This is a genomic window from Bradyrhizobium sp. T-12, from assembly GCF_058314695.1.
In genome coordinates this window covers 4,656,480-4,672,718 of the sequence record NZ_CM177756.1, presented here as the reverse complement: position 1 = coordinate 4,672,718, position 16,239 = coordinate 4,656,480, and the positions used below count along the sequence as shown (strand labels likewise).

General features: G+C 65.0%; 20 protein-coding genes. 10 read left to right on the top strand and 10 right to left on the bottom strand.

Annotated elements, in window-relative coordinates:
* Positions 1-14: 14 nt before the first annotated feature.
* Complete coding sequence (gene yidD, locus AC0WRY_RS22270; protein WP_194402966.1) at positions 15-353, bottom strand: membrane protein insertion efficiency factor YidD; 339 nt, start codon at positions 351-353, stop codon at positions 15-17.
* Positions 354-581: 228 nt separating this feature from the next.
* On the opposite strand from yidD, the gene AC0WRY_RS22265 reads away from it, so the two are divergent.
* Complete coding sequence (locus AC0WRY_RS22265) at positions 582-1,481, top strand: COG3904 family protein (protein WP_194402965.1); 900 nt, start codon at positions 582-584, stop codon at positions 1,479-1,481.
* Positions 1,482-1,617: 136 nt separating this feature from the next.
* Here AC0WRY_RS22265 and AC0WRY_RS22260 read toward each other — a convergent pair whose 3' ends face one another.
* Positions 1,618-2,073 carry an iron-sulfur cluster assembly scaffold protein gene (locus AC0WRY_RS22260; protein WP_126257965.1) on the bottom strand — a complete coding sequence of 152 codons (456 nt, stop codon included), beginning with the start codon at positions 2,071-2,073 and terminating at the stop codon, positions 1,618-1,620.
* Positions 2,074-2,315: 242 nt separating this feature from the next.
* On the opposite strand from AC0WRY_RS22260, the gene folE reads away from it, so the two are divergent.
* From folE to AC0WRY_RS22240, 4 genes are all read left to right on the top strand, one after another.
* Positions 2,316-2,993: a GTP cyclohydrolase I FolE gene (gene folE / locus AC0WRY_RS22255; protein ID WP_194402964.1), complete on the top strand. Its 678-nt coding sequence runs from the start codon at positions 2,316-2,318 to the stop codon at positions 2,991-2,993.
* Between the two features lie 24 nt (positions 2,994-3,017).
* Positions 3,018-3,440 carry a phosphoribosyl-AMP cyclohydrolase gene (gene hisI, locus AC0WRY_RS22250; protein ID WP_194402963.1) on the top strand — a complete coding sequence of 141 codons (423 nt, stop codon included), beginning with the start codon at positions 3,018-3,020 and terminating at the stop codon, positions 3,438-3,440.
* Between the two features lie 108 nt (positions 3,441-3,548).
* Complete coding sequence (locus tag AC0WRY_RS22245) at positions 3,549-4,610, top strand: lytic transglycosylase domain-containing protein (RefSeq protein WP_491120901.1); 1,062 nt, start codon at positions 3,549-3,551, stop codon at positions 4,608-4,610.
* Positions 4,611-4,813: 203 nt separating this feature from the next.
* Positions 4,814-5,989 carry a DUF2336 domain-containing protein gene (locus AC0WRY_RS22240; RefSeq protein ID WP_194402961.1) on the top strand — a complete coding sequence of 392 codons (1,176 nt, stop codon included), beginning with the start codon at positions 4,814-4,816 and terminating at the stop codon, positions 5,987-5,989.
* Positions 5,990-6,092: 103 nt separating this feature from the next.
* Here AC0WRY_RS22240 and AC0WRY_RS22235 read toward each other — a convergent pair whose 3' ends face one another.
* The 3 genes from AC0WRY_RS22235 to AC0WRY_RS22225 all read right to left on the bottom strand — a co-directional run bounded on the left by AC0WRY_RS22235 (position 6,093) and on the right by AC0WRY_RS22225 (position 8,123).
* The gene (locus AC0WRY_RS22235) at positions 6,093-6,671 is read right to left on the bottom strand and encodes an Hpt domain-containing protein (RefSeq protein ID WP_194402960.1); all 579 of its coding nucleotides are present in this window, start codon (positions 6,669-6,671) and stop codon (positions 6,093-6,095) included.
* Between the two features lie 29 nt (positions 6,672-6,700).
* Entirely contained in the window at positions 6,701-7,246 is a 546-nt protein-coding gene (locus AC0WRY_RS22230; RefSeq protein WP_008549760.1) for a response regulator, read from the bottom strand.
* Between the two features lie 97 nt (positions 7,247-7,343).
* On the bottom strand, positions 7,344-8,123 hold the full coding sequence (locus AC0WRY_RS22225) for an NAD kinase (protein ID WP_194402959.1): 780 nt from the start codon (positions 8,121-8,123) through the stop codon (positions 7,344-7,346).
* Between the two features lie 242 nt (positions 8,124-8,365).
* Between AC0WRY_RS22225 and AC0WRY_RS22220 the strand changes: the two genes are divergently transcribed.
* Entirely contained in the window at positions 8,366-9,934 is a 1,569-nt protein-coding gene (locus tag AC0WRY_RS22220; RefSeq protein ID WP_491120896.1) for a S10 family peptidase, read from the top strand.
* On the opposite strand, the gene AC0WRY_RS22215 is transcribed toward AC0WRY_RS22220, so the two are convergent.
* The gene (locus AC0WRY_RS22215) at positions 9,924-11,309 is read right to left on the bottom strand and encodes a serine hydrolase domain-containing protein (RefSeq protein WP_194402957.1); all 1,386 of its coding nucleotides are present in this window, start codon (positions 11,307-11,309) and stop codon (positions 9,924-9,926) included. The genes AC0WRY_RS22220 and AC0WRY_RS22215 overlap by 11 nt on opposite strands.
* 108 nt (positions 11,310-11,417) lie before the next feature.
* A complete protein-coding gene (locus tag AC0WRY_RS22210; RefSeq protein ID WP_194402956.1) occupies positions 11,418-11,963 on the bottom strand; it encodes a tetratricopeptide repeat protein in 546 nt (181 codons plus the stop codon).
* A 248-nt stretch (positions 11,964-12,211) separates the two neighbouring features.
* On the opposite strand from AC0WRY_RS22210, the gene AC0WRY_RS22205 reads away from it, so the two are divergent.
* From AC0WRY_RS22205 to AC0WRY_RS22190, 4 genes are all read left to right on the top strand, one after another.
* The gene (locus AC0WRY_RS22205) at positions 12,212-12,577 is read left to right on the top strand and encodes a His-rich protein BRANT (protein WP_194402955.1); all 366 of its coding nucleotides are present in this window, start codon (positions 12,212-12,214) and stop codon (positions 12,575-12,577) included.
* Between the two features lie 203 nt (positions 12,578-12,780).
* Positions 12,781-13,215: a hypothetical protein gene (locus tag AC0WRY_RS22200; protein WP_194402954.1), complete on the top strand. Its 435-nt coding sequence runs from the start codon at positions 12,781-12,783 to the stop codon at positions 13,213-13,215.
* Positions 13,216-13,502: 287 nt separating this feature from the next.
* Complete coding sequence (locus AC0WRY_RS22195; RefSeq protein WP_194402953.1) at positions 13,503-14,210, top strand: outer membrane protein; 708 nt, start codon at positions 13,503-13,505, stop codon at positions 14,208-14,210.
* A gap of 255 nt (positions 14,211-14,465) precedes the next feature.
* Positions 14,466-14,708: a DUF6719 family protein gene (locus AC0WRY_RS22190; RefSeq protein ID WP_194402952.1), complete on the top strand. Its 243-nt coding sequence runs from the start codon at positions 14,466-14,468 to the stop codon at positions 14,706-14,708.
* 27 nt (positions 14,709-14,735) lie between these two features.
* Here AC0WRY_RS22190 and AC0WRY_RS22185 read toward each other — a convergent pair whose 3' ends face one another.
* The 3 genes from AC0WRY_RS22185 to AC0WRY_RS22175 form a co-directional block, all read right to left on the bottom strand.
* The gene (locus AC0WRY_RS22185) at positions 14,736-14,990 is read right to left on the bottom strand and encodes a hypothetical protein (protein ID WP_194402951.1); all 255 of its coding nucleotides are present in this window, start codon (positions 14,988-14,990) and stop codon (positions 14,736-14,738) included.
* 305 nt (positions 14,991-15,295) lie between these two features.
* Positions 15,296-15,670, bottom strand: a complete 375-nt coding sequence (locus AC0WRY_RS22180) for a hypothetical protein (RefSeq protein ID WP_194402950.1) — start codon at positions 15,668-15,670, stop codon at positions 15,296-15,298.
* 269 nt (positions 15,671-15,939) lie between these two features.
* Positions 15,940-16,140: a hypothetical protein gene (locus AC0WRY_RS22175; protein WP_194402949.1), complete on the bottom strand. Its 201-nt coding sequence runs from the start codon at positions 16,138-16,140 to the stop codon at positions 15,940-15,942.
* Positions 16,141-16,239: the final 99 nt, after the last annotated feature.

Below are 16,239 nucleotides of genomic sequence, written 5' to 3'. Positions count from 1 at the left end.
GCATCGCAGCAATCTCAGGATGCATTGACCCCGCGCCAGCGGCCGTAGCGCCATGGCAGATACCAGCGCGCACCTTGCGGCGCGGTGAGCGGTACGTTGTCGATGCCCGAGGTGCCGAAGGGATTGCAGCGGAGCAGCCGCGCGAGCGTCATCCAGCCGCCGGCCCAGAGCCCGAACCGTTCGATCGCCTCGTCGCCATAGACAGAGCAGGTCGGCAGATGCCGGCAGTTGTAACCGACCAGGGGCGAGAGCGTATGTCGGTAGAGCCAGATCAGTGCCCGGCCGAATCTGCGTGGGAGCCGAAGCGCCCCTTCGACCGAACTGGAACAATGCCCGCAGGCTGAATGCTTCATGTGCGCCGTGATGCGATGTTGAGCGAAGGATTGCGCGGTTCCGCGGCAGGGAACTGTAAGCTGTTGTTTCCACGCCATATTTTGCGTGCTTTTTGAGAGCAGTGCAGCAAGTGCCTATGGACGATCTGTATTCGCCCGGATACCATTTTTGTGACGTCCATGTGTAGACTCATCGGACGCTAAACGGGGCTTGCCTGAATCGCTTTGGGGCTTGGGGAAGGGACCAGTTTGAAAGTTCTGACGTCGCTCAATCTTCGCGGCTGGTTGCTGGTGGGAACCGCCGTCTGTGGAGTCGTGCTGGCTGGCGCCGTTGCGACACTCGGGTCGTCGGCCCGCGCCGGTGCTGTGCTCGAAGAGCGCAAGCTGCCGATGAAGTTCAACTGGGTCGCCTGCGAGCCGAACTGCCGCGGCTGGGTCAGCGCGGTCGGCATCATCACCGCCGATACCCCGAAGGATTTCGAGGAGTTTTCTCGCGGCCGCCAGCTCGGCGGCGCCACTGTGGTGCTCGATTCCAGCGGCGGCTCGGTCAATGACGCGATCACGCTCGGCCGTCGCTTCCGCAATCTCGGCCTCCTGACCACCGTCGGCGTCAGCCTCCGCGGCGGGCAGTCGGCTCGTCCGGCGGTCGCGCCCGAGGCCTATTGCGAATCCATGTGCGTGTTCCTGCTGCTGGCCGGCAAGAAGCGCTACGTGCCGGAAGCTGCCCATGTCCGGGTTCACCAGATCTGGATGGGGGATCGCGCCGATGATGCCAAGGCGGCGAGCTACAGCGCGCAGGACCTGATGATTGTGGAGCGGGACATCGGCCGTCTCGCCAAATACACGTTCGACATGGGCGGAGCGGGCGACCTGCTGTCGCTCGCGCTCAGCGTTCCGCCCTGGGAAGACCTGCATGAACTGGACGCCGGCGAGCTCAAGCTCACCAATCTCGTGACGACCGATCTCGTGGCCGACGTGCTGCCGCATGTGGACATTTCCGCGCCGGCGATGGCGGAGCTTGCTCCGAAGACGCAGGCAAGATTTGGCGTGGAACCGGAGCAGGCAGCCAAGTCGACCAAGACGGCGGAAGCCGTGGTGCCAACGGGCGGCGTGGCTGCCGCGCCGACCGCTGCGGCGACGCCGAAGTAAGCTCTTCGATCTGGCTTGTCATTCCGGGGCGAGCGTAGCGCTGACTATGGTGCGCAATTGCGCGCCTGAGAATCTCGCGCTGCAATCTCGGGGATCCAGGTCCGTCGCTTTGCGACGCCCCGAAACGGCGCGGCGCTTACCCCTGCGCCGCGGCCGGCTGCTTGGCTTTGGCCTCGATCTGGCCGATGGCATCGACCACGGCATCGAAGGTCAGCAGCGTCGAGGCATGGCGGGCCTTGTAGTCGCGGACAGGCTCGAGGAATTTGATCTCCTCCCATTTGCCTTCCGGCGGCGCGCCGTTCTCCTTCAGCATCTTGCGAACAGTTTCGCGTAACTCACGGAGTTCGCTCGCAGTCGAGCCGACAACCCGACTTGCCATGATGGATGAGGAGGCTTGTCCGAGTGCGCACGCCTTCACGTCATGGGCGAAGTCGGTGACGGTATCTCCGGTCATCTTGAGGTCGACCTTGACGGTCGAGCCGCACAGCTTGGAGTGAGCGGTGGCGGAGGCATCGGGGTCCGGCAGCCGTCCGAGGCGCGGAATATTCCCGGCGAGTTCGATGATCCGCTTGTTGTAGATGTCGTTCAGCATGTGATGGAGTCCAGCACTTCCGCGCCCGATCGGCCTTGGCGGGCGCCATTCAGGGTCCTATATAGGGGCGGAACTGGTGGAAAAACAGTCCAGCGGTGCAAGGCGGTGATCCGGATCTGCGCCGCCAGCGTTGTCAGCTCAGGACCTTTTGCGCCAAAACTGTTCTCTTCAGGCGTCCGGCGGCTTGGCCGCCCCGTCTGCCGGTGACACTCCGGCCGTTAAGGCCGTCGAACGGAGTCGATATGGACGCGACAATCAAGCCGATCCGCCCCAACAAGCTGCCGGAGAGCCGTCCGGCCGAGCTTGATCCCGCCGAATTCCTCGCGGCCGCCGTCCGTGCCGACCAGCCGCGCCCGGCGCGCGCCGAGGCGGAAGCGGCGGTGAAGACGCTGCTCGCCTATATCGGCGAGAACACCGAGCGTGAGGGCCTGCTCGACACGCCGCGCCGCGTCGTCGAAGCCTTCGACGAGCTGTATCAGGGCTATCACCAGTGTCCGGCCGAGGTGCTGGACCGCACCTTCGGCGAGACCGCCGGCTACGACGATTTCGTGCTAGTGCGCGACATCGAGTTCACCTCGCAGTGCGAGCATCACATGATGCCGTTCTACGGCAAGGCGCACATCGCCTACACGCCGGTGGAGCGCGTCGTCGGACTGTCGAAGCTCGCCCGCCTCACCGACATCTTCGCCCGCAGGCTCCAGACCCAGGAGCATCTGACGGCGCAGATCGCCGCCGCCATCGACGAGGTCCTCAAGCCGCGCGGCGTTGCCGTGCTGATCGAGGCCGAGCATACCTGCATGTCGGTGCGCGGCGTCGCCAAGCATGGCGCCTCCACCTTCACCAGCCGCTTCACCGGCATGTTCCGCGACAATCCGGCGGAGCAAGCCCGCTTCCTGTCCCTGGTGCGAGGCACGCGCTGACCTCGCGAATAGATCGGCAAGGTCGTGTCCGCCCACTCCCATGAGACCGAGGAAGGTCTCGCCTTCCTGCCCAAGTTCGACGCCAGCGGCCTCGTGACCGTCGTCGCGACCGACGTTGCCACCGGCGACGTCCTGATGGTCGCGCACATGAACGACGAGGCACTGCGCAAGACGATCGCTACCGGCGAGGCCTGGTACTTCAGCCGCTCGCGCAATGCCTTGTGGCGAAAAGGTGAGACCTCGGGTCAGACCCAGCGCGTGATCGAGATGCGCACCGATTGCGACCAGGACGCAGTCTGGATCCGTGTCGAGCAGATCGGGGCTGCCTGCCACACCGGGCGACGCTCGTGCTTCTATCGCAAGGTCGAGGGCGAGGGCGGCGGCGCCAAGCTGGTCTTCACCGATGCGGAGCGGCTGTTCGATCCGGATGCGGTCTACAAGAAGTAGCTCGCTGCATTCCGGGGCACGCGAAGCGCGAGCCCGGGATGAGGGTGAGGGCTGAATTAACCCCGCATTAACCATACCTGTCCCACGGTGAAACGACAGGCGTCCGAATTGCCGGCGCCGCTCAACGCCGCACGGGGCGGGCACTTCATCATGTCGGTCGACAATTCCAGTGCCACGCAGACGGTCGGTCTCGAGCCGACGCGGGCGCGCGTCGCCGGTGCGATCAAGCAGGCCTCGAACGTCAGCGGCGTCAGCTTCCAGTACATGCTGACCACCGCCAAGATGGAATCGGATTTCGATCCCACGGCAGGGGCCACCACCTCGTCCGCGCATGGGCTCTACCAGTTCATCGACCAGACCTGGCTCGGCACCGTGAAGGAGGCCGGCACCCAGCTCGGCTACGGCAACTATTCCGACGCCATCACCAGGACGTCGTCGGGCGGCTACAGCGTGGATGATCCCGCGATGAAGCGGTCGATCATGAAGCTGCGTGACGATCCGGAAGCCGCCTCCAGCATGGCGGCGGCGCTGACGCAGTCGAACAGCTTCAAGCTCACCGGCCTGCTCGGGCGCAGGCCGAGCGACAGCGAACTCTACATGGCGCATTTCATGGGCGTCGGCGGCGCCGCAAAACTGATCGCGAATGCCGAGGACAATCCGCAAGCGGTCGGTGCGCGGCTGTTTCCGAACGCCGCCTCCGCCAACCGCTCGATCTTCTACGCCAAGGACGGCCGCGCCCGCAGCGTCTCCGAAGTCTATTCGGTGCTGGACGCGCGCTATGCCAGCGCGGCCAATTCGAAGGTGACCCGCAGCGCGATGGCGATGTATGGCGGCACGCCGTCGACGACGCAGGTTGCGAGCGCGAATGGGGTGCAGCCCACCGCGCCGATGGTCGACAACGCTGCTTATCTCCAGACCTTCCCCAACACGAACGCCGTGACGCCAGTCAGTGCGACATCGCCGACAACGGTCGCGGACAATACGCCGACAACGCCGGCCTTCCGCTCGATCTATCAGCCCGGCGATACCACGCAGCCGGTCTCGACCACCGTGCAGAAATTGTGGGGCAACAACGCCTCGCTCACCTCGGTCGCCTCAGCTGCGCCTGACGTGCGGCCGCCGCAGCCGCTCGATCTCTTCAGCGATCGCAACGGCACGTTCTCGAGCTAGGTCTCGCGTCCCTTACGCGCAGCAGCGCGAAGCGCTGCTGCGCTACGTCCGGGGGCACGCATCCCAAGCGGCTTTGTTCCCTTAACAAATCCTCAACAAAACCAGCCAGTTATGGTGAACGCTTTGTTAAGCGTCGTGGTTTATTTTGTGTTGCAGGTGACGAGCCGTCACCCTTTTCGTTTGTTGTGTAAGCCGGAAGCAGCATGATTGTTCGGCAGTTCATCAATTGGATCAGAACGGCGCCCGCCGGCGAGCGGGCCGAGGCAACACGGGCGTTGGCCCGGGCCTGGCTGATCTCAGACCTTTCGACAGGCGACCGCATCGCCGCCGAAGGCGCGCTGTTGATGCAGCTCGACGATCCCTCGCCCCTGGTGCGGCAGGCCATGGCCGAGGCCTTTGCGCGCAGCCTCGATGCTCCGGCGTCGATCGTGCGGGCGCTGTCGGCGGACCAGCCGACCGTCGCGCTGCCCGTGCTCGAACATTCTCCGCTGCTGATCGACGCCGATCTCGTCGATATCGTCGCCACCGGCAATGACGAGGTGCAATGCGCGGTCGCCCGCCGCATCGCGCTGCCGGTCTCGGTCTGCGCTGCCATCGCCGAAGTCGGCTGCGCCGCGGCGGCGCTCGAGCTGATCGAAAATCCCCATGCCGAACTTGCGCCGTTCTCGTGGAATCGCATCGTCGAGCGCCATGGCCATCTCGCCGCGATCCGCGAGGCGATGCTGGTGCTGGATGACCTGCCGTCCGCAACCCGCGCCGCGCTGGTGGCAAAACTCTCCGAGACGCTCGCGCAATTCGTCGTGGCGCGGAACTGGCTGAGCGCCGACCGTGCCGACCGCATCACGATCGAGGCGCGCGACCGCTCCACCATCAACATCGCGGCGCGCTCGCGCGGCGAGGACATGCAGGGCCTGGTGCATCATCTGCGCGTCACGGGCCAGCTGACGGCCGGCCTGATCCTGCGCGCGCTGTTGTCGAGCAATCTCGACCTGTTCGACGCGGCACTCGCCGAGCTTGCCGATCTGCCGCTGGCGCGCGTCTCCGCGCTGCTGCATGACCGCGGCGGCAACAGCCTGCACGCGCTGCTCCGGCGCGCCGGGCTTCCGGAGGCGACGTTTGCGGCATTCCAGGTCGCGCTCGATGCCTGCCACGAGCAGGGCTTCGTCGACAGCGACGATGGTGCGGTCCGGCTGCGCCGTCGCATGGTCGAGCGTGTGCTCACCCATTGCGAGACCGACCGCGGCGTCGCCGAGCCGTTGATGGTCCTGCTGCGCCGCTTCGCCACCGAATCGGCGCGGGAAGAGGCACGGCTGTTCTGCGACGAGCTGGCCGCGGATGATGCGGTCGACCCGGTGTACGACGATCTGATCGCGGCGTGATGCCGTAGGGTGCGGGCGAAGCGACGAAGCAATCCAGAATCTCTCCGCGGAGGGATTCCGGATTGCTTCGATGCGCTCGCAATGACGGGGAGAGAGCCGAGCCTCACTCCGCCGGCGCGATGCTCGGCGCCAGGATCACCTCGAGATGTTCGGGCCGATCGCGGTTGACCTGCGCGAGATAGTCGTCGGCGACCTTGCGCAGGCGACGGCTGAGCTCGGCGGAGACGCTGATGCGGTCGAGCCGGGTATTCTCGTGCACGATGGCGAGGATGGCGTTGATGTGGTGCGTGAACAGTTCGGCCGGGACCTTTTCCAGATCCGGCGCGTGCTCGATGACGCGGCACAGGCTCTCGGCTACTCCCGCCGCGGCCGGATAGCCGAATGTCACGGCGTCGCCCTTGATGTCGTGAGCGGCGTGAAACAGCTCGTCGCGCCGCTCCTTGGTGAAGCCGTCGTTGCGAACGGCGACATAGGCGGCCGACAGACGGTTGACCTCGGTCGTCATCCAGTCCTTGAACTCGCCGGAAAGGCCCGCGAGCGCCTGTTCGGCGCGGCCGACCGGATCGTCCAGGTCCTTCTCCTCGACGCGGCGCAGAACCTTGCGCAGCGGGTTGGGCTGCGTGATGACCTGATGCGTGGCGAAGGCCTTGACCTCGATGTCCTTTGCACTGTTCTTCGCCATGATGCCTGCCTCGTCTGAAGACGCCTGCGCTAGATGGAGGAGCGGGCCTTGTCGAGCAGCGAGGGCTGTTGCAGCACCTCATGCTTTTCGCCGACGCGGCGCTCGGGACCCATATAGGCGGAGTTGGTGTTGCGGCGCCGGTCCGGCCCGAAATAGGTCTTGGTTTTGATGAAGGGGCGGGGATTGGCGACCACGTTGAGGATGCGCTGATAGAGCCCCTTGGCCGAGATCGGCTTGGCCAGGAATTCGGTGACACCGGCATCGCGCGCGACGGTGACGCGGCGCTTCTCGGAATGGCCGGTCAGCATGATGATCGGCGCGTAGGGGTTGCCCTTGGATTCCGGCTGCCGGATCATCTGCGCAAGCTCGAGTCCGTCGAAGATCGGCATCGCCCAATCGGTGATGACGATGTCGGGCACGTAATGGCTGTACATCTCGAGCGCGGTGGCGCCGTCCTCGGCTTCATAGACTTCGCGTGCGCCGAAGGAATGCAACAGCGTCCGCAGGATGCGGCGCATGTGCGGATTGTCGTCGCAGACGAGGAAGCGCAGCTTGTTGAAGTCGATACGAAACATGACGCCCGGGCCAAAGGGTCAACCTTCGTTAACCATATCGTGGCGAGGGTTAACGAAGGGTTGCGACCGAAGCCGCATCGGCGGGCGGAGGGTGGTTCTAGTACCCGAACTGCTCGCGCAGGATGCGCTCTTCCAGGCTGTGGCCGGGGTCGAACAGCATGCGCATCGAGATGCTCTTGTCGGAGAGGACCTCGACGCGCCGGACCCTGCGTACCTCCTCATGGTCGGCGACGGCCGCCACCGGACGCTTGTCGTCCTCCAGCACCTCGATCACGACATAGGCGGTGTTGGGCAGCAGCGCGCCGCGCCAGCGCCGCGGCCGGAAGGCGCTGATCGGGGTCAGCGCCAGCAGGGCGGCGTTGATCGGCAGGATCGGTCCCTGCGCCGACAAATTATAGGCGGTCGAACCGGCCGGCGTCGCCACGATGATCCCGTCGGCGATCAGCTCGGGCATGCGCTCGCGCTCGTCGATCATGATCCTCAAGCGCGCCGCCTGGGAGGTCTGCCGGAACAGATAGACCTCGTTGATGGCGTGATGCAGGTGGACGCGGTCGTTGCCATCGGTCGCGCGCATCAGAAGCGGATTGATCTCGGTTTCATGCGCCGCCTCGAGCCGCGCGCGCAAATCGTGCGTCGAGTATTCGTTCATCAGGAAGCCGACGGTGCCGCGATGCATGCCGTAGATCGGCTTTCCCGTGTGCATGTTCTGGTGCAGCGTCTGCAGCATCAGGCCGTCGCCGCCGAGCGCGACCACGATATCGGCATCCTTAGGGTCGCAATTGCCATAGTCCCTGGTGAGCTGGACATAGGCGGCCTGCGCCTCGCTGCTCGGGCTGGCGACGAAGGCGATCCGGTCGTATCGCGGGGATTTGGTCATGGCTTGTCGGGCAGGCCCGCTGGCTGGAGAAAGTTCCGCCGGGCTCGTCTATACGAGGTGCCCCTGTATTGTCGAGGATGACCGCCGCTTAGGGCAAATGGGCGATTGTCGATCCGGAGAACAAAACAGGTTGATTTGAGCCGGCTTGGGACGCACCGCCGACCCTCGATCCTGCAAACCGTCGCAATTCCTCGCTAGCCTCGCGGCGCACCGGCTATAACAGCCGGGCAGGGAGAACGATTATGCGCGCGATCTTGCCGAGGCTGCGACGAACCGGGCTGGTGCTGGCCGCGTCCGCGGTCGCATTCGCAAGCGTTGCGCGTGCGGAGGATCCGCCGCAGCCGCGCTCCGAGACGGCAGCGCCCGCCGGACAGAAGGGCGGGCGCGCCGGCAATGCGCAAGGTGCGACGCAGGCTGCGCCGTCGGCGGGCGAGCCGCATCGCCTGCCGCCTGATACGACCACGAAGCAGACGCTGGAGCTGCCCGGCCGTACCCTCAACTTCGCCGCGACCGCCGGCTCCATCCGCGTGTTCGACGGCAAGGGTGAGCCGCTGGCCGACATCGCCTACACGTCCTACCAGCTCGACGGCGCCGACCGCGCCACGCGCCCGGTCACGTTCCTGTTCAACGGCGGACCCGGTGCATCCTCGGCGTGGCTGCAGTTCGGCGCGGCCGGTCCATGGCGGCTGCCGCTCGATGGCGATGCGCTGTCGCCGTCGGCATCGCCCGAGGTGAAGCCGAACGCCGAGACCTGGCTCGATTTCACCGACCTCGTCTTCATCGATCCCGTCAGCACCGGCTACAGTCGCTTCATCGCGAGCGGCGACGATGCGCGAAAATCGTTCTATTCCGTCGACGGCGACGTCAACGCGATCGCGCTCGTGATCCGCCGCTGGCTCGAGAAACACGACCGCCTGACCTCGCCGAAATACGTGGCGGGCGAGAGCTATGGCGGCATTCGCGGGCCCAAGGTCGTGCGCCAGCTGCAGCTCCAGCATGGCGTCGGCGTCAAGGGCTTGATCCTGGTGTCGCCGCTCTTGGACTTCCGCGAGTTCACCGGCACCAGCCTCCTGCAATATGTCGCGACCTTGCCGAGCTATGTGGCGGTGGCGCGCGAAGCTAAAGGGCCGATCAAGCGCGCCGACCTCGCCGATGTCGAGGCTTACGCGCGCGGGGAATTCCTGGCCGACCTCGTCAAGGGCGAGGCGGACAAGGAGGCCACCAATCGCCTGGCCGACAAGGTCGCTGCGCTTACCGGCATCGACCAGGCGGTGAGCCGCCGCCTCGCCGGGCGCTTCGACGTCGGCGAATTCCGCCGCGAATTCGACCGCAAGAACGGCAAGGTGACGGGACGCTACGACGCCTCCGTGCGCGGCTTCGATCCCTATCCGGATTCGAGCAGCTCGCGGTTCGGCGATCCCTCGGGCGATGCGCTTCAGGCGCCGCTGACGAGTGCGGCCGTCGACGTGCTCTCGCGCAAGCTCAACTGGAAGCCCGACGGCTCCTATGAGGTGCTGAACGGCACCGTGGAAGGTCATTGGGATTTCGGACGGGGCATCAACCCGCCGCAATCGGTGTCCGAGCTGCGCCAGATCCTCGCCACCGACGCCAAGCTGAACGTGCTGGTCGCGCACGGCCTGTTCGATCTCGCCACGCCCTATTTCGGAACGAAGCGTGTGCTAGATCAATTGCCCGCTTTCGTGACGCAGCGCGTGAAGTTCGTCGTCTATCCCGGTGGCCACATGTTCTATTCGCAAGGCGGCTCGCGGCAGGCGTTTCGCAGTGAGGTCGAGGCCCTGATCAGGGAGTAGGCCTGCTTTTGCGCGGCTTGTATCTCCGCACGATCTCCTTCGCGACGACGCGCTCCGGCTTCACGTTGGCGCCCGCGACCCAGATCTCGCTGATCTTGCCGCGTTTGTCGCGGATCCGGCGCACCGGCTCGCCATGGCTGGAATAGCCGGCAGCCCAGGAGAGCTTGCCGGTGTCACGGCCGGTGACCTCGATTTCGGCGGCATCCATGAAGGGATTGTTGAATTGCGGATTGGCGACGAGCACGCGGTTGCCGGTGGGCACGAGATCATTCGCTCCCCAGATGGTCCACCAACGGCCGGTCCAGTCGCGCAGACGGCGGTCAGGTGCGCCGCGGGTCTGGAAGACGCGCAATATCTGCATCGCGCCGTCCATCCAGAACGGCGCCGCGCCGTCGATTGAATTGCTGAGGATGCTGATCGAAAGCTCGCAGGCCGGGATGGCGCAGGTTCGCGAGATATAGCCCTGGAAGCCGCCACCATGGCCGAACCAGTCCCAGCCGTCGGTCTTGCCGGCATTGACCCCGAGGCCGTAATAGCCCTCGAAGCTCTGGGGGATGCGCCAATGATGACGCGTCATCTCGCGGCGGCTTGCGGCCGACAGCACGCTTCTTCTGGCATTCGGCGCAAGCTGCGCGAAGAAGCGCGCGGTGTCGCCGGCGGTCGCCATGAAGCCTGCGGCCGACGCCATCGCGTGCGCGGGGTTGTCGCCGGGGATCACACAACGCTCGCCGAGCGGAACCTTTCGCGTATGGCCGCGCGCGAACGGCGCACCCTTGGCAAGCGGTGCGTCCGGCTCGGTCTCGCGCAGGCCCGCGGCCTCCACGATCTCGCGCTTGATCCAGACGGAGTAGGGCTCCTTCGTCACGGCTTCGATGACGAGGCCGAGCAGACCAAAGCCGTGATTGGAATATTTGAAGCGGGTGCCGGCCTCGATCGCGGTCGGCAGCTTCAATTCCGCGAGCAGCTCCTTGGCGTCGAGATAGGGGCGGCGGTCGATGAACTGGCCGGAATCGACGCCGTCGCGCGTCAGCCCGGCGCTGTGTGAGAGCACCTGTGCGATCGTCGTCTCGGCGACGCGCGGATGCAGGCCGCCGACATGGTCGCCGATGAGGTCGTCGAGCCCAAGCTTGCGCTGCTCGCGCAGCTTCATGATGCCGGCCGACGTAAAACTCTTCGAGTGGGAAGCGATCCGGAAGCGATGGCGCGGGGTCAGCTTCTCGCCGGTGTCGAGATTGGCGAGGCCGAATGCATGCTCGGCGACGATCTCGCCGCGATGCGCGATTGCGACGATGACGCCTGGCTGCTGGATTGTCGTCAGTTGGAATTCGATCCAGGAGCCGATGTAGTCGATCGCGGATCGCAGCCAATTGTCCATTGCACACCAATTTTTGCGGGGAGGATTGGTGCGGGAGGCTAGCCGAGAAAGCGGAACGGGCACAACCGGGAAGGTTGTGCCCGTTCGCGTCATGCGACGATGCGAGGTTCAGTAGACGAGCGTCGCGCCGGTCGGCTTGTCGAGGGCTGCCGCAAGCGAGCGATATTCGGAGCTGTCGGTGCCGGCGAGCGAGGCGATCTTGTTCAGATGATACTGCGCCTGTTCGCGGTTGCCCTGCTCGAGTTGCCAGAGGCCGTAATACTGCCAGGTGCGGACGTGGTTCGGATCGTCCTTCAGCGCCAGCTCGTAATAGACCTTCGACGACTGATAGTCGCCGAGCTTGCGATAGGAGTAGCCGATCAGATTGGCGACGTCGGCGACGTCGTCGCGCTTCAGCGACTTCAACTGACCGATCGCGCCGGAGTAGTCGTGGTTGTCGTAGATCGCGGTGTAGGCGGTGCGATAGGCGGAGAGGAATTTGGGATCGCTGACGGAAGAGCTCTTCTTCTTGCCCTTCTTGGACGAGGACGAGTCCGACTTCGGCGGCGAGGAGGGCTCGTCGCTGCCGGCGGCATAGGCGCTCGACAGCACCGGTGCGGCCGCCAGCGACATGGCGACAAGTCCCGGCACGACAAGCATTGAGAGTTTGCGCATCTAAATTCTCCCGTATGGAACGTGGCGATCCTACACGATTGCCTGAAGACCGAAACACCCGTCAGCCAAAAACATTCCCGCATCGCACGATCTGGTCGTCCAGGGCAGATGACAAACTAGTCATCGAGATGAACGGAAGCCTGCAAGGGGCTTCAGATTGGGTTCAGTGCGCCGTCCCTAGGCTCCACCTACGATCGAAGGGTAGGCGAGAGGGCGCCGCCTCGAGATCCTTCCAAGAGGAGACCACCATGCTGAAGACCATTTCCGCAGCCTTGCTCGCAGCTACCGTGATCGCAGCCCCGGCCTTCGCCGCCGAGGCCGGCAAGACCACCACGACCGCCCCGGTGATCAAGGCGGACCAGAGCCAGACCAAGGCTTCGACCACCGTCGCGAAACCCGAGGCCGGCCTCAAGGCCGACACCAAGGCGACCGACGTCAAGGCGGACGCCAAGGTGGATACCAAGTCGAAGGCGATGAACGCCAACGCGGCCGTGACGCCGGACGAGCACAAGACGGTGCGCACCCATCGCCATCACCACAAGCACCTGTCGGCGAAGAAGCTGAAGGCGCAGCCGGAGGCGACCAAGCCGCTGACCACCGAGAAGCGCAGCTAACGTCTGATCCCGCGCGGCGGCACCGTGCATTGCCCGCCGCCGCGTACGGATTTCAGGCCGTCCCGGCACCTGCGCGAAAGCGCGAGTGCCGGCGGCGGTGCGGCGCGTTGCTGACAGGGCCTCTCGCGCAGGACTGAATTCCCTTTGCGCGCCCTTGGGGCTAGAACATCCCCGTAAGTCTGTTCGCGTGGAGAGCGGAATCTGTGGGGCGATTGGCGAAATTTGCGGTGCGCTTGGCATCCGTCCTGGCCTTGCCGTTGGCGCTTGCGGCATGTTTCGGCAGTGATGGTGACCGTCCAACCTTCATCGGCGGGACCCAGGCCGGAGGGCCGCAGCCGTTTCCCGACAATTTCCGCAGCGACACGCTGGCCCTGATGCGCACCTACCTGAACAACCCGGTCGGCGTGCGCGAGGCCAGCATGGCAGAGCCGGTCCAGCGCGAAGTCGGCGGCCGGCAGTTCTATGTGAGCTGTCTGCACTTCACCCCGCGCGAGACCGATGGCAGTTACAAGGCCATGCGGGAACGCGCCGTGATCTTCGTCAACGGACGCGCGGACCGTGTCGTCGACCGCACCAGCGAGCTCTGTGCCGGCGCGGTTTACGTACCCTTTCCGGAACTCGAAAAGATGACGCGGTAGCGCAAAGCCCGCTTTCATCGGTCGGTGCTAGAAAGGCTGGTGCCGGAGCTCGCTGGATCACATTTCGGGGAGCTTTGAACGGGGCGGTTTCGTGTTGCGACAAATTGTTACGGCAGGACTTCCGCAGGCGACAAAAACAGTCGGCGCGGGCGACGTGACGGAACAAAATCGCGATGTTGCCACCCCGTCACAGTAACGAACGATCAACGTTCCGGCATCGCCGCGAAGCAACCCAATTCACGCCACGTTGTTTCCTGAGTGTCGTAAATGAAAGAACGGGGATGATCATGAGATCGATTTTGCTGGGTGCAGCCGCTGTGCTTGCGCTGGCCGCGCCGGCTGCAGCCGCGGACATGCAGCCGCGCACCTACACCAAGGCGCCGGCCTATACGCCGCCACAGGCGATCTACAACTGGACCGGCTTCTACATCGGTGGCCATGTCGGCGGCACGTTTGCCGGCGACAGCAGCTTCCAGTCCAGCGACGCCCGCTTCCTGGGCGGCGTGCAGGGCGGCTTCGACTACCAGTTCGCGCCCAATTGGGTGGTGGGTATCGAGGCCCAGTATTCCTGGCTGCCGACCAACAACAATGGTGTCACGTTCCCGCTGGGCACGCAGGTGACCTCCAACACCGACCAGCTCGGGTCGGTGACCGGCCGCATCGGCTACACCTGGGGACCGACCCTGCTGTACGCCAAGGGCGGCTACGCCTGGCGCAATAACAATCTCGGCGTCAACATCGCCGGGGTGCCGCAGGCCTTCACTGCGACCGGCAACAGCAAGGACGGCTACACGGTCGGCGCCGGCCTCGAATACATGTTCGCGCCGAACTGGTCCGCCAAGGCCGAGTACCAGTACTATAATTTCGGCAGCACCACCTTCACCTCCGGTCCGGTCGACGTCGTCGGCGTCCGCGGCCGGGAGGACGAGCATACCGTCAAGGTCGGTGTGAACTACCGTTTCGGCTGGGGCGGTCCGGCAGCCTCGCGCTACTGACCCGCACCCAGACGACCACGCATCCAGGCAAAGGCCGGCTCCGCCGGCCTTTCGCTTGTCCGCCCGCCCGGCGGCCACCCCAGTATTTGCAATGCGTGAACCATCTGGCGCGTCATTTGCAGACAAACATTCCGACGCGCGCCTTCTCACGCGTGTCATGGGGCTCGGGTAAAGCAAAAATAATTTTTGCCGCTTACGGAACTCGCGCTCCGGAACGCGTTATATGAGAATTACCGGGCTGGTGGGACGACGGACATGCGTATCTTGGTGTCGGCAGCGGTGCTCTCGTGCTTCTTCTGTGTACCGTGCTCTGCACAGACAATCCTCAAATCCGAGCCTCTGATGTTGGCACCTTACGAGGTGGCCTTCGTCAAGGACGCGTCCTGCCCGTCGGGCAAGGTGCTGAAGGTCACCGGGGCGATCCGCGGGCTGCACCGCCGCAAGGCCTGTGTGGTGATGCCGGGTGAGCAGGCCTCGCTGGCGACAGCAACGCCCTGATCCCCTGCGGCGTCCGCCGGCGGCACCTCACGAATTCAGCTCGAGCTCGATCTTGGACTGGCGCTCGGCCTCGGCCTTGTTCTTGGCAGGGTCCTCGCCCTGGGCGGCTCGGCAGGGCCTGATCTCGTAATCATTGTCGAGCACTCGGCGTGGCCCCGGACGGTCCTCGTCGGGGCTGACATCGACGACCAGGCCGCTCCGCTCCGCGAGCTGCCAGATGTCGGATTCGCTCGGATAGGCCTTGCTGATCTGGGCGTCGTTGCAGAACAGGGCGTAGGGCATCTCTTCCCGCTCCAGGAAAGCCCGTTAACGGTCGGGCCGGCCGGCAGGTTCCGGGCGAGGGGTGATCACGGGGCCGTGATCGCGCGTGCCGGGCCGTGAGTCCTTAACGAGTCCTGAATCGCGAAAAAAAGAATCCCTGGGACTCGTTTGGCGGAATCAGCGGATGTTTTCCGCCATGACGAGCGACCTGAAGACCTCCTGCGGGCACATGCTCCTGCCGCTGACGCTGGCGCTATTCGGCGCCTGCGCGGCCAATCTGTGGCTGGTGTGGTCTTGGCTATAGGTCCTCCCGCGGGAGGGGGACCTTACTTTTTGGCCGGCGGGCTAGGGACGTCGCGGATGGCGGCGCGCAACTTGGTCAGGGTTTCGGCACAATATTCCTCGCGCTCGCGCTCGAACCGCTCCTGATGCTTACGGAAATTGGCAATGCGGGCCTGCATCTCGGTACGGAAATCACCGACCGCCCGCGGCGGCGAATGCCGGGCGGGCTGAGGATGCGGAGGGGGTGGGGGCGGCTTGATCTCGACCATGACGGCCTCGACCGGGACGGCCTCGACGGTTGCCGCCGAAGAATCCGACGGCGCATCCGGCTGAAGGAGGTCGTCCTTCTTGCCGGTCACCGATTGGACGAAGGCCATCGTCTGCGCGATGAGCGCGTCGCGCTCCCTGATCCACTTCATGCTTCACCTCAGCCGGGCCCTATTCCAGCAAAGCGACCGCGCCGAATCAAGGTCGTTCGCAAGGGATTGCATATTTTTCCCGGTCGCACGACATTAGGCGGATGGATTCCGGAAAAGAACGGTCGCACGAAGTGGAGGGCCTGAGGCTCATCCGCGCGTTCCTGTCGCTCCCGCCCCACAAGCGGGCGGAGGTGATCGCGTTCGTGGAGGAATTGGCACGTGCCCAAAGCCGGCCCCAGGAGGGCACGGAGGCATCGCCGAGGTGAGGGCTATCGCGCGCGCGGATTAACGTTGGGCTCGAACGGTGCGCCCACCACCCGAACCGGAGTTTGATCCGATACCCGGGTGACGTCGATCATCGCTCGCTCGGCGACCTGCCTTTCGGGGGCCGGCCCAAGCGTCGGCTCGAGCAGCGTCAATGTGCCGGCAACTGCGGTACAGCACAGTGTCACTGTCACCAGCAGAAACATGTTTCGGTTTTCTTCGCGGATTCGCATGGGTCGAGAACGAACCAGGTGCGCCTTTGGTTCCGATTTGGCCCCATGTTCGGGGTGCTCATGCCACCTAGG

Bases quoted from the DNA above. Each gene is read 5' to 3' on its own strand.
- AC0WRY_RS22205 (WP_194402955.1), top strand. From the start codon at position 12,212: ATGCTGAAGACCATTTCCGCAGCCTTGCTCGCAGCTACCGTGATCGCA.
- AC0WRY_RS22195 (WP_194402953.1), top strand. From the start codon at position 13,503: ATGAGATCGATTTTGCTGGGTGCAGCCGCTGTGCTTGCGCTGGCCGCG.
- AC0WRY_RS22210 (WP_194402956.1), bottom strand. From the start codon at position 11,963: ATGCGCAAACTCTCAATGCTTGTCGTGCCGGGACTTGTCGCCATGTCG.
- AC0WRY_RS22220 (WP_491120896.1), top strand. From the start codon at position 8,366: ATGCGCGCGATCTTGCCGAGGCTGCGACGAACCGGGCTGGTGCTGGCC.
- AC0WRY_RS22225 (WP_194402959.1), bottom strand. From the start codon at position 8,123: ATGACCAAATCCCCGCGATACGACCGGATCGCCTTCGTCGCCAGCCCG.
- AC0WRY_RS22180 (WP_194402950.1), bottom strand. From the start codon at position 15,670: ATGAAGTGGATCAGGGAGCGCGACGCGCTCATCGCGCAGACGATGGCC.
- AC0WRY_RS22260 (WP_126257965.1), bottom strand. From the start codon at position 2,073: ATGCTGAACGACATCTACAACAAGCGGATCATCGAACTCGCCGGGAAT.
- AC0WRY_RS22185 (WP_194402951.1), bottom strand. From the start codon at position 14,990: ATGCCCTACGCCCTGTTCTGCAACGACGCCCAGATCAGCAAGGCCTAT.
- AC0WRY_RS22230 (WP_008549760.1), bottom strand. From the start codon at position 7,246: ATGTTTCGTATCGACTTCAACAAGCTGCGCTTCCTCGTCTGCGACGAC.
- AC0WRY_RS22190 (WP_194402952.1), top strand. From the start codon at position 14,466: ATGCGTATCTTGGTGTCGGCAGCGGTGCTCTCGTGCTTCTTCTGTGTA.
- AC0WRY_RS22235 (WP_194402960.1), bottom strand. From the start codon at position 6,671: ATGGCGAAGAACAGTGCAAAGGACATCGAGGTCAAGGCCTTCGCCACG.
- folE (WP_194402964.1), top strand. From the start codon at position 2,316: ATGGACGCGACAATCAAGCCGATCCGCCCCAACAAGCTGCCGGAGAGC.
- yidD (WP_194402966.1), bottom strand. From the start codon at position 353: ATGAAGCATTCAGCCTGCGGGCATTGTTCCAGTTCGGTCGAAGGGGCG.
- AC0WRY_RS22175 (WP_194402949.1), bottom strand. From the start codon at position 16,140: ATGTTTCTGCTGGTGACAGTGACACTGTGCTGTACCGCAGTTGCCGGC.
- AC0WRY_RS22215 (WP_194402957.1), bottom strand. From the start codon at position 11,309: ATGGACAATTGGCTGCGATCCGCGATCGACTACATCGGCTCCTGGATC.
- AC0WRY_RS22240 (WP_194402961.1), top strand. From the start codon at position 4,814: ATGATTGTTCGGCAGTTCATCAATTGGATCAGAACGGCGCCCGCCGGC.